This is a genomic window from Deefgea piscis, from assembly GCF_019665785.1.
Lineage (GTDB): Bacteria > Pseudomonadota > Gammaproteobacteria > Burkholderiales > Chitinibacteraceae > Deefgea.
The window spans coordinates 655249-667060 of sequence record NZ_CP081149.1; the positions used below are offsets into that span (position 1 = coordinate 655249).

General features: G+C 49.3%; 12 protein-coding genes. All 12 read right to left on the reverse strand.

Annotated elements, in window-relative coordinates:
- Nucleotides 1-32: 32 nt before the first annotated feature.
- The gene (locus K4H25_RS03155; RefSeq protein ID WP_221021979.1) at nt 33-773 is read right to left on the reverse strand and encodes a dienelactone hydrolase family protein; all 741 of its coding nucleotides are present in this window, start codon (nt 771-773) and stop codon (nt 33-35) included.
- Nucleotides 774-899: 126 nt separating this feature from the next.
- On the reverse strand, nt 900-1778 hold the full coding sequence (locus K4H25_RS03160) for a phosphoribosylaminoimidazolesuccinocarboxamide synthase (RefSeq protein ID WP_221021980.1): 879 nt from the start codon (nt 1776-1778) through the stop codon (nt 900-902).
- Between the two features lie 78 nt (nt 1779-1856).
- Nucleotides 1857-2399: a GNAT family N-acetyltransferase gene (locus K4H25_RS03165; protein ID WP_221021981.1), complete on the reverse strand. Its 543-nt coding sequence runs from the start codon at nt 2397-2399 to the stop codon at nt 1857-1859.
- 68 nt (nt 2400-2467) lie between these two features.
- Nucleotides 2468-3151 (reverse strand): DNA alkylation repair protein, encoded by a 684-nt coding sequence (locus K4H25_RS03170; RefSeq protein WP_221021982.1) that lies wholly within the window; start codon nt 3149-3151, stop codon nt 2468-2470.
- Between the two features lie 116 nt (nt 3152-3267).
- Nucleotides 3268-4407, reverse strand: coding sequence for a 5-(carboxyamino)imidazole ribonucleotide synthase (locus tag K4H25_RS03175; protein ID WP_221021983.1), 1140 nt, complete (start codon nt 4405-4407; stop codon nt 3268-3270).
- A gap of 431 nt (nt 4408-4838) precedes the next feature.
- Entirely contained in the window at nt 4839-5327 is a 489-nt protein-coding gene (gene purE, locus K4H25_RS03180) for a 5-(carboxyamino)imidazole ribonucleotide mutase (protein ID WP_173533017.1), read from the reverse strand.
- Between the two features lie 240 nt (nt 5328-5567).
- The gene (locus K4H25_RS03185; protein WP_221021984.1) at nt 5568-6023 is read right to left on the reverse strand and encodes a spore coat protein U domain-containing protein; all 456 of its coding nucleotides are present in this window, start codon (nt 6021-6023) and stop codon (nt 5568-5570) included.
- Complete coding sequence (locus tag K4H25_RS03190; protein ID WP_221021985.1) at nt 6020-8305, reverse strand: fimbria/pilus outer membrane usher protein; 2286 nt, start codon at nt 8303-8305, stop codon at nt 6020-6022. Before K4H25_RS03190 ends, K4H25_RS03185 begins: the two co-directional genes overlap by 4 nt.
- Nucleotides 8293-9012, reverse strand: coding sequence for a fimbrial biogenesis chaperone (locus tag K4H25_RS03195; RefSeq protein WP_221021986.1), 720 nt, complete (start codon nt 9010-9012; stop codon nt 8293-8295). The genes K4H25_RS03190 and K4H25_RS03195 overlap by 13 nt, the downstream gene beginning before the upstream one ends.
- Before the next feature lie 99 nt (nt 9013-9111).
- Nucleotides 9112-9573: a spore coat protein U domain-containing protein gene (locus tag K4H25_RS03200; RefSeq protein WP_221021987.1), complete on the reverse strand. Its 462-nt coding sequence runs from the start codon at nt 9571-9573 to the stop codon at nt 9112-9114.
- Between the two features lie 235 nt (nt 9574-9808).
- The gene (locus K4H25_RS03205; protein WP_221021988.1) at nt 9809-10363 is read right to left on the reverse strand and encodes a spore coat protein U domain-containing protein; all 555 of its coding nucleotides are present in this window, start codon (nt 10361-10363) and stop codon (nt 9809-9811) included.
- Nucleotides 10364-10475: 112 nt separating this feature from the next.
- The gene (gene mnmE / locus K4H25_RS03210; protein WP_221021989.1) at nt 10476-11810 is read right to left on the reverse strand and encodes a tRNA uridine-5-carboxymethylaminomethyl(34) synthesis GTPase MnmE; all 1335 of its coding nucleotides are present in this window, start codon (nt 11808-11810) and stop codon (nt 10476-10478) included.
- Between the last annotated feature and the right edge of the window lie 2 nt (nt 11811-11812).

Sequence of the window (11812 nt, forward strand, 5' to 3'; positions counted from 1 at the left end):
ACGTGGCGAGCTGAACTTCGCCACGCCGTCGTTTAGGCGCGCAAGCGGCGGCTAAATAAGTCGAGCGCCAGTTGATTGCCTAAGCCTGCTAGTTGTGGGTCATAACGCTCGCCTTCGTCGCGCATAAAGGCGTGTGGGCCGTTAAATTCATGCCAAGTAAAGGTTTTATCCGCCGCCACCAAACCTTGGTAAACGCGGGCGCGACCTGCGGCAGGAATATGCGGATCTTGCTTACCCCAAATCATTAATAATTCGCCGCTGATTTCTGCCAGTCTATCCATGCTGTGTTGGCCAGCTTGATTTGGAATGACATGCGTATGCAAATCAGTGGCGTAAAAACACGCCGTGGCTTTAATTTCCGGCTGTAGCGCGGCGCGAAACGCCAAATGGCCGCCAATACAAAATCCCATCGCACCAAATAAACCGTTATTCCACGGCTGTGTTTTCGCCCAAGCAATCAGCGCGGCATTGTCCGAATCGTAGCCTTCGATTGATTTGGCCATTTTGTCGGCATTGCCTTTATCACGACCAGCATCGTCATACGCGAGCACAGTGCCAATGGGGTTGAGCTCGTGAAACACTTCGGGCACCAATACATTGTAGCCATAACCGGCAATCAAACGTGCTGCGCGCTCAATTGGGCCGGTTTGCTGGAAAATCTCAGAATAAAACAAAATCGTAGGGTATTGCCGGCCATCGCTTGGCTGGTGTAGGTAAGTACGCATTACCCCTGTTGGCGTTGCTAGGTCGTGGCTGGTGCTGTGAATGATCATCGTGCGTTTCCTTAAATTGATATGCGGTGGTTATGCGTCATTACTTTAGCCCAGGCTGTGACAGTATGCTGGCTGTAAGTAGGCGCTGACTTTGGCGTGCAAAAAACGCCCCGAAGGGCGTTAGTATTATTTAGTCAGTTTTTCCAGCGCTTCGCGGTATTTGGCGGCGGTTTTTTCTGCTACTTCTTGCGGTAGTGCCGGTGCTGGTGGGGTTTTGTCCCAACCGGTGGTTTCTAGCCAGTCGCGAACGAATTGTTTGTCGTAGCTCGGTGGATTGCTGCCCGGTTGGTATTGGTCTGCAGGCCAGAAGCGGCTTGAGTCAGGGGTCAATGCCTCGTCCATTAGGCATAAGGTGCCGTTTTCATCGAGGCCAAATTCAAATTTGGTGTCACCAATGATAATGCCACGGGTGGCGGCGTATTCGCTGGCGGTTTTGTACAGCAAAATCGCGGTGGCGCTCACCTTAGCGGCAAGTTCTGCGCCCAAGATTTCTTCGCAGCGCGCATAGCTGATGTTTTCGTCGTGATCACCCAGTTCGGCTTTAGTCGATGGGGTGAAGATCGGTTCTGGCAATTTATCGGCTTCGCGTAAACCGGCAGGTAAAGCGATGCCACAGATGGTATTGCTCTGTTGGTATTCTTTCCAGCCGCTGCCAGCGATATACCCACGAACAATGGCTTCAACTGGGACCGGCTTGAGGCGTTTACACACGACGGCACGGCCAATCACTTGCGGTAGGTCTTCTTTCGAGACCACGTCTTCGGGTTGATCGCCAGTGAAATGGCTAGGCACTACGTCTTTGAGTTTTTCAAACCAAAAATTGGAAATCGCAGTTAGAATTTTGCCTTTTTCTGGAATCGGTTCGGCCAAAATAACGTCGAATGCCGACAGGCGATCGGTGGCGATCATTAACATACGTTGGTCGTCGATTTCGTACAGGTCACGCACTTTGCCAGAATAGATTTTTTTTAGGCTAGTGAGGTTGGTCGTAGTAAGGCCGGACATACAGATCTCCAGAAGCAGCGGATGCCTTGGTCGTTGGCGGACCAAGATTCAGAAATTGAGGCCGCTATTTTGCCTGAATTAGTGCTGCTGTGCATGACTGCGCTGTGTTCTTTCTGGGCTTGGCTCGATTTCGCCGAGGTTTTTTTCTAGACGAAAAACTTTCGCGCCTTCTGCGCGATGATCTAAGCGCGTTTCCCAACCGGCGATGGTAAAGCCCAGACGTTGATAAAACGCTAGTCCAATTGGATTGCTTTCAAAACAAATCGTGGCCAAGGTGTGTGATTGATAGCGCTCTTTCGCGATGGTTTGTAAGGCACTGATCAAAAAATGCGCCACACCACTACGGCGGTGATCGGGATGTACGATGAAATGGCCAATCCACGTTTTTTGCGCGCGCGGATTATAGAGGTTGGCAAAGCCAACGACGCGGTTTTGATCGCAAACGACAAAGCTTTCTTCGTGACTTGCTAAGTGTTCGACCAACTGCAGCGTTTCGGCAGGCCACGCCGCGCGTGGAAAAATATAGCGTAATTCTTCGGCAGATCGGGCCCATGAAACAACAAAGAGTAGATCGTCCAGTGCTGCGCGGCGAAATGTGTATTGAGTGAGTTCGAGCATCATTTACACCATGGCAACGAAAGAATAGATTGATGTTAACTGATGCTTGTCAGTCTAACGAAATTTTCTACTTAGATACTCTGAAGGTGTTGCTTGAGTGCTTCGCGGCGCGATAACGATGACAGCGCAGTTTGTGCCACAAATTGCTGCACTGCCAGCAGATCCGTGCGGGCGTATTGCCTCAGTGCCCAACCAATGGCTTTGCGAATAAAAAAATCAGTGTCAGCGGCATTCACACGGCAGGCGTGAAATAAGCGAACCGTATCAGTATTGGTTTTCCAGTTGAGCTGATAAATAATCGCGGTGCGGCGTAGCCATAAATTCGGCGAGCTTGGCCATTGATCGAGCTGGGTTAGCAGCGCTGGCTCACGGCGAGCGAGTTGGCCAACAACTTTACTGGCGAGTGTATCAACGCTATCCCACCAGCTTTGGGTGCAAATCAATTGCTCGATGATCGGCAATGCCGCAAGGCTAAGTTTGGCTTGAGCGCGGATCAGTAACTCGATGGCGCAATAGTGGTATTCACGTTCAGGCTGCTGCCATAGGGCTTGAGCGAGCTGGAGTAAGTCGCTTTCGCCATATTGCTGTGCGGCAGAGATTTCGATGGCTTGAATGAGTTTTCGGCGAATCGGAGTGGGTATGCCGATGAAGCTAAATTGATGCCGCATATAGGCAGACATACCCGCAGCCCGAATTGGATCTGCTGCGCGATTGAGCTGGTGCTGATATTCAGCCAAATCGCGCAGCGTAGTCATTTTTACGCCTGCGCTTGGTAACGCAGCATTAGGCTGACATTATTTAAATCATCCGTCACCAAGCCCGGCAGGCTGGGCGCTTTTCGCTGCAGACAACTAAGCATCATCAGACCCTACTACAAAGTTTCTTTGATGGCGTTAGCTTGCTCAAGTGCCGCATCCGCGCTGGCAGCCAGTACGTTAAAGTGGCCCATTTTACGCCCCGGTCGCGCGAGTTTTTTACCGTAAAGATGCAGCTTAGTATTGGGCGCCGTCATCAGGATTTCCCAATTGGGTTCGCTGCCATCGTCTTGCCATGCATCACCCAATAAATTGACCATGACAGCAGGGCTCAGTAGATCGGTTTTGCCTGGGTACAAACCACACATGGCGCGAACTTGCTGTTCAAACTGCGTGGTCAACGTCGCGTTAAGGGTGTAATGGCCCGAGTTATGTGGGCGCGGGGCCATTTCATTAATGACCAATTGCTCATTGTCGAGTACAAAAAATTCCACTGCCATCACGCCAATGTAATCGAGTTTTTCTGCCAATTGCATCGCCATGCTTCGGGCGCGCTCAGCCAAAGCGGGACTCACGCGAGCTGGAACGATGGAGATATCTAAAATGCCATTAACGTGTTCGTTTTCGGCCACTGGAAAACAAGCGACTTCACCGGCTCGAGTGCGAGTTACAATCGCTGAGATTTCGCTGTGTAGCGATAGCATTTTTTCCAACACGCACGGTTGGTGTTTCATTTCCGCATGGGCAAAACGCACGTCATCCAAAGTTTTGACGCGGATTTGACCCTTGCCGTCGTAGCCTAAGCGTGCGGTTTTCAAAATACCGGGTAAGTAAGCGCTTAAATCTGTATCTAAACAGCCGGCGTTTTTCACCGCTAAAAAGGGCGCAACGTCCAAGCCAGCATCACGAATAAAGGTTTTTTCGGCAATCCGATCTTGAGCAATCGCCAAGCAGTCGCCGCTAGGCGCAACTGGAATACCTTGGCTCGCCAGCCAACGCATTGAGTCGGCGTTGACGTTTTCAAATTCGGTGGTAATGGCGGCGCAATGGCTGGCCATATATTGCAAAGCGGCCGGATCGGTAAAGGATTTACACAAATGAACATCGGCAAAGTCGGCCGCTGGCGCGTGCGAATCGGGATCAAGCACGGTAACGCCATAGCCCATGTTTTTTGCCGCGCTGGCAAACATCCGCCCGAGTTGACCGCCGCCTAAAATACCGAGCATTGCTGGGGGAAGAATTACTTTACTGGCCATCTTTATTATTCCTTGTATTCATTCGGTGCTTTGCTGCTTGATGCGATTTATAACCGTAGGCACCCATGCCGTATATGATGCCACCCAGTATGCTAAATGGCATGTCATTCAATACCCCTGCCATAAAACTAGTTTGGCCGCTCGCATAGCGCAGAGCAGCCAAAATTAAACAGCAAGGGCCGCCCCAGAGTAGGCAGCCTCTGAATAACACCCAATACCAAAATGATCGCATTGGGCCTATGTTTGCACTGGATTTCATTCTACCTCAGAGCGAAAGCGCTGATTTGTATTGTAGCTCGATTGAATGGGGGTGGTACGGTGAACAGCGTATTTTACATCAAGCTGCCGTATTGCGAGTACGTTTGAATGTGGCGGGTGTAGATTTTAGCGCCAAGAGGCCGCGTTGACCTTTTGGCGCTTAGTCATCGTGCTTACTCGATGGCGGGTAATTGCATATCAAGGACGGTTTGCTTTTGTGCTTCGCGGAAAGCGTTGAGTTTGGCGCTTAATTCAGCGTTGCCATTGGCGAGCATCGCAATCGCAAATAAGGCGGCATTGGCTGCGCCAGCTTCACCAATGGCAAACGTCGCCACTGGAATGCCTTTAGGCATTTGCACGATGGAGAGTAAAGAATCTTCGCCACGCAGATATTTGGAAGGCACGGGCACACCAAGTACCGGCACTGCTGTTTTGGCCGCCAACATACCGGGTAAATGCGCAGCGCCACCGGCACCAGCAATAATGCAGCTTAAGCCACGTTCCGCCGCAGTTTCGGCATAAGAAAATAGCAGGTCAGGTGTGCGATGTGCAGAGACTACGCGGCATTCAAATTGGATGCCAAATGCTTGCAGCTGTTTGGCTGCGTGCTGCATAACATCCCAATCGCTATTGCTACCCATTACTACACCGACTTGTATCATGGCGGCTTACCCTTTGAGCAAAGCACGCGATTTTACCGAAAAAACGCAATGCTTTGATAGTTATCTCATCTCGCTAGGCGATTTGTAGGCAAAAGCAAGACACCCAATGCATTAGTATTGACTAATATTGCTGTGGCTAGCATCCTATAAGTAATGCAATTGCATTGTTTCCATCCTATGTTTTTTTGCACGCCAAATCGCCCGATTTGGCGTTTTTTTTTGCAAGCGCGTCAGCAGCCCCTAGGGATTGATGCTAATGGCAACGTAATCAATATATTCGCCACCGTCGACCATTTGTTTACCAAAAACATGTGTCCAGAAATAAATGCCTTGCTGATAGCCAGCAGCGTTCGCGGTCAGTGGCGTGCCAACTTGGCCATCGCCAAAAATGCGCACACAAGTACCTGAGCCCGGGTAGTCGTGGCAGAGTTGATAGTTGAGTAAGGTGCCCGTGAGGCTACCGCGCATTTGCCGATTTTGAATACTGCCTGAGGTTTGCGAGGGACCAGCGGTAATCACCAAGGGTGTTCCTGCGGGGCAGGTGACCCAAAATGCCTGTTGAATCGATACGCCTGCTTCGTTAACTGACGGTTCATAGCCGCCCAAATCGCCTGTAGGCAGTGAAATGCTACAGCTGCTGCCCCAACTGGCAGCGTTAATCGCCGTGAAAATTAAGCCGCAAATCCAGTGTTTCATAGCGATTCCTTGCAAATACTCGGTGAAATTTCATTCACGATAGCTTGGCTTGCTGGGACTTCGAGCGTGCCGGTACAGTTGTTGGTCTGAAATGTATATTTTCCTGCGGGTAAGTCTTCAGTATAAAAATAGCCATCTAAAGCAGTTTGCACCTCAATTTGGTGCTTGGCATTGCCAATGGTGACACGCTGATTGGCGAGCGCTTGACCATCTTGTTGTTGTAATTGTCCTGTGACTGCAGCAATGGCTCGTGCCGAAAAAACGATTTTTTGCGCATTGTAATTGCCAGTTAAAACGTCTTTTCTTAGCTGCGGTAAGCTGTAATGCAATGGAATTTGGGATTGATCAACGCTAATTTGCTGCCAGCTATTGTTGGCCAAATCCGGTAAGAAAGCGATGCCCTCGCTATTGGTGGTGGCTATGGCATTGCCATTTTGCAATACCGATACATCGGGAATGTCCGCCAATTGCGCCACGGCAAAACTTTGGTTGATCGGGCGAGTGATTGCATAATGCCCATCGCTATACGCTAGGGCGCTCGACCAAGTAATTTGGCCGTTATTGATGCTTTGATTTGATTGGTTATTTTGTAGGAAGGACAGCTCGACTTGACCTTGTGCTTGTTTGTTTTGCAGCCAAGCGCTGTAATCAGTGCCTTGTTCTTGTTGTTGTACGCCGATGTTATAACCCCAGCCTTGGCCCTGCGGCGTGCTTTGACTGAAGTTGCCACTCGTTAAATACCTTCCGTCTTGCATGCGACTGCTGAGATAAAGGCTACGGCCTTGATCAAAATACCACGATAGATTGATAAAGCCACTGAATTGGCGTTGTTTGGCAAATTGCTGCAATTGCAGCTGCGTGCTGATGGCGACTGAGCGAATTGGTGAGATCGAATAAGCAACTTGGTAGCGAGTGAACGTTTGCTGCTCGTTGGCCCCCATTTGCCGGCCAATATTCAAGCTCACATTACCTAGCGCCGCCGTCCCCCAGCTAACGCCTACATCTGCCGACCAGTCGGGCGCAGTGAGACCGGAAAAAATATCGTTTTTTGAGAGAAAATCACTACTTTGTCGCCGCGCATTGGCGGTTAGGCTGAATGCTTGATCGACAAAGCGATATTGTAAAACTTGAGCCGAGCCACTGCTTTGCCCCGCATGCTTGGCCCATGATGAGGCACTACCCAGTGTGCCATAGGTGCCTAGACCGATATTGGCTAGCACGCCAACGCGGCGCCGATCGCTCTGACCACTGGCTTGCGCGCCGAGGGTGAGCCAATCGGTGAGGCCAAAGCGTTGGTAGCCGGAATAAGTGAAACCTTGGTAAGTATTAAAACTGCCATTTTGCCGAGCAACGCCGACATTGTAATTAAACTCGCTCAGGCCGGCTTTGAGTAAAGAGTCATCAAAGTAATATGGTGTGCGATAGCGCTGCGTATGGCCGCTACTATCGCGAATGACGATTTCTACATCTTGTAAGCCGGTGTAGTAGCTAAGGTCATTAAAATTGTAGATGCCAGGTTGCAAGTTTTGGCTCGAAATTTGTTGGCCATTGAGGTAAATATCAGCGGTTGATGGCTGGGTGACGGGCGCTTGTAACTGAGCGCTGGGGCTGGTATTTAAATCGGGCTGCATGGCAAATACTCGGGCAACGCCAATCCCGGCCATGGCTTGGCTCTGACCTAATGGCCCTGTGGTAGGGATGATGTCGCCGACGCTAAAGCGCAACATGGATTGCGGCACATCGTAAGTCAGCAAGGTATTGATACGCCGCCATTCTGATTGATCTGGCTGATGGTTAAAGCTTTGTTCGCTGCGAAAATTTAAATAGCCATGATTGATATTTAAGGTTGGATTAAATTGAAAATCCACACCTTGTGTTTGGCTTTGTTTTCGTAGCGACAGTTGGTAATTGAAATACCACGATAAAGGTGTTGGTGCGGCATACAGCTGGCTAGGATCGTGGCTGAGTTTGATTTCGTTTTCGCCAAAATGGCGTGCGTCTGCGGTGAGCTCAAGGCTTAATTGCGCTGGATCGAATCGGCTGTGTAGCCCTTTTAGCGAATTAATCGCGTAGTAATTCTCACCATCAAATCGGATTGAATGCTGGGTATTGTCCTCTAAGCCACGTAGTGCACTAGCTGCAATCCAATACTCATTATTATCATACAGCGCAGGCACATCACCTTGCGCGACCCCATTGAGCGTTAGCGAAACGATCAGTGGATCGGCAGCAAGGGCAGGGCTGATCAGTGCAATAAAAAATAAAGCGTTTAAGATTTGCACGCGCGAAGAGGAATGTTTAATGATTGTTCAATATTGGAATGATCGGTTTCAATCTTGATGACTTGCGCTTGATCGCTGCAGGCATTGGGCGGCAGTGGTAGTTGATATTGCCGCGTTGCGCCCGGCAGCAAATACCAATTATCAAATTGTTGGATGGCAGCACCTTGCGTTCCGATTTGAATTTGGCGCAATTTTTGCGTCACATTCCCAGTATTGCTGAGCGTGAAATTGAGTGTGTTTTGCTCGACGTGCATAGGGCTGGCGTTAAGGCCGATTTGCTGAGGATTGGCGGCAATAAAAATCGGTACGCCAAAACTCACTACCATCGCCACATTGCCGCTTTGCGCTGAGTCGGCTGCGCTCGGTTGCTCATTAAAATATAAGCGGTAGGTCGATTCTTGTTCTTGGCTGGCGGATTTACGCGCAATACGCACCACTTGTTTTTGCTTGGGCTGCAATTCAAATTGGCGCGGGAAATAAATTAAATCTTGCTGGGCTTCTAAATAGACATCATTGGCCGCCGCATCCTGCGTCCAGCGCTTGAGCACCAGCGCAATGCGTAATGGCGTATTGCCATTATTGCTCACGGTAATCGCTTGGCTTTTGGTTTGGCTGGTGAAATCGAGCCTAATTGGGCTAATGGCAAATTCACCTGCCAGTAAGAATGTGCTGGCCAAGGTCATTATGAGACTAAGTATCCATTGCATGATTGGCGCTTTGTTGGAAGTAATTATTTACAAGTGTAGATTGTAATTGATTTGAGTTAGGTCCTCTTTTTATTCAGTGTAAAAGAGGACGCTTTGATTTTACGGCAACAGTGTTAGCACTACGGTATCAGTATAGTCGCCTGCGGGTTTGTTATTCGCCGCAGTCGCTTCCATCGTTGCGTTGACTGTTAATTCGATTGGATTGCTTTTTCCAGCGCCAGTCTCCGATGCTTTGCTGAGTGTTAAAGCATAAGGAATCAGTTCTGTATCGCCTGTTGTTGATTTTAAATTCATTTGCGAACTTACGGCATTAGCGCCTTCGTTTGCGGTGAGATTCACAGTCGTACCTTTAGTACACCAGAATTCAGCTTTAGCTTCTTGTGGGGATGGCGCAGTGCCTTCGGTTAAACTGCCAAAATCTAGTTTGATTGCATCTGCATTAACAAAGGCACAAGTCCCGACAATATTGGCTTTAACTTCGATATTTTTTGTGGCAGCAAATCCACTGCTACTCAATAGTGCGAGTGCAATGGCAAGGCTTTGAGTTAGTTTTTTATTCATGGCTAATTCCTGATGAAATAAATAAATCGTGTTTAGGATTAATTTGATTGATTTATGTATTTTAAATGGATTGCCGTATTGAGCGCTTTGTAAAAATACCAGTAGTTACAATGACTTATTTTTTTACTTAATGACTGAAGTGTGTTTAATTTGTTGAAATGAATTTGTTGTGAAAGATTTATGAAATAAGTTGTTGGTAATTTGGTGGAAAATACATTTAATAATTGGTTTGTTTTTATGGTGTAATTGTAAGTATTACGACGTCATTGTAGCGACCAATGATTTGGTTTTGATAGTCGCTTTCTTGCACAGTGGCAGTGAGAGTGACATTGATATTTTGTCCGTTGCCCGTTCCAGCACTCGGGCTGACGCTGAGTCCGTAAGGTAGCCATGCGGCTTGGGTCGCATGTTTCATTCGACGCTGTGAGCCTGCCGCGTATAAACCATTGTTCAGTTGTAATTTAAATGCGGAACCACTCACGCAGTTAATCTGTGTTATTGCTGTAATACTTTGATTGCCTTGATTTAAATCACCAAAATCCATATTGATGTTATTGGCATTGGTGAACTTACATGCAGACTCAACAAAAATCCGCACTCGCATACTCCCGCCTGATGAGGCGAGGCTGGGCATGCTCAATGTTAGCGCCAAGCCCAATGCCGCTAAAAATCGTAAGTTGTATTTGGCCATGACGCGGTTTTGTCCTGATAGATTCGGGTTGCCATTGCTTGCTTTGAACGGCAGCTCACTTTGATTTTGGGCGGCACTTGCTCGCTGGCGCTTTGCCATTGAGTTTGGCATTGCTCAACGACCTTGGCGTGCAAAATCAGCTCTTTGGCCATGCTCGGGTTCAGGTAGCAAAGTAAGCTTAAGCAATACAATGGCGCATGGCGAGGCATGGTTATTTGCCGATACAAAAACGGCTAAAAATCACGCCGAGTAGGTCGTCAGAGGTGAATTCGCCAGTGATTTCATTAAGGCTTTGCTGAGCAAGGCGCAGTTCTTCGGCCAAGATCTCGATTTGCAAATAGCAGGCGTCCGCAGTATTCAGGTGCTCACGAGCAACGCGAATCGCGGCGAGGTGGCGCTCGCGAGCGATAAATACCCCATCGTTCATACCTTGCCAGCCTATCTTCTTCAACAGCTTATGTTTTAAATCTTGCAGCCCAATACCCTGCTTGGCAGAAACATGGATTTCATCGTCAGCGATTTCACCAGCTTGATCGCCAGTGAGATCGATTTTGTTAAACACGCGTAAAACGCTTAGCGAGGCAGGCAAGCGCGCCAGAATGTCGTGATCATGCTCAGTGATACCTTCGCGGCTATCGAGCAGTAATAGTGCCAGATCGGCTTTTTCTACTGCAGCCCAAGTGCGCTCGATGCCGATTTTTTCTACAGTGTCATCGGTGTCGCGCAGGCCCGCAGTGTCGATAATGTGCAGCGGAATACCGTCGAGTTGAATTAGCTCACGGACGGTGTCGCGGGTGGTGCCGGCAATGTCGGTAACAATGGCCACATCTTCACCAGCAAGTGCGTTCATTAGGCTAGATTTGCCGACGTTGGGTTGGCCAATCAGTACTACATGCATGCCCTCACGCAGTAATTTGCCTTGCGTGGCGGTGTCCATCACGCGCGCGAGTTGGGCGCTGATGGTGTGTAATTTACCGCGCGCATCGGCAGCTTCTAGAAAGTCGATGTCTTCTTCGGGAAAATCCAGCGTGGCTTCAACCAGCATGCGTAGATTAATCAGCGCGTCGACTAGCGTATGCACTTCACGCGAGAAGGCGCCATCGAGTGATTTGATCGCTGATTTGGCTGCGGCCTCCGATTGTGCGTCGATAATATCGGCGACGGCTTCGGCCTGCGCTAAATCGAGTTTGCCATTCAAAAAAGCGCGCTTGGTAAATTCACCCGGCTCGGCGTGGCGTGCACCGAGTTCAATGCAGCGTTTGAGCAGCATATTCATTACCACTGGGCCGCCGTGACCTTGTAGCTCTAACACGTCTTCACCGGTGAATGAGGCTGGATTGGGGAAGAAGAGGGCAATGCCTTCGTCGATGGTGCTGCCATCAACGGCTTGGAAATGGGCAAAGTGGGCAAAGCGCGGCTTGAGCGGGCGCGCAATGAGGCCGGAGATGACGCTTTGGATGTCTTTGCCAGAAATACGAATCACACCAACGCCACCTCGACCCGGTGCGGTAGCAATGGCGGCAATGGTATCGGGGGTATAAAGCATGG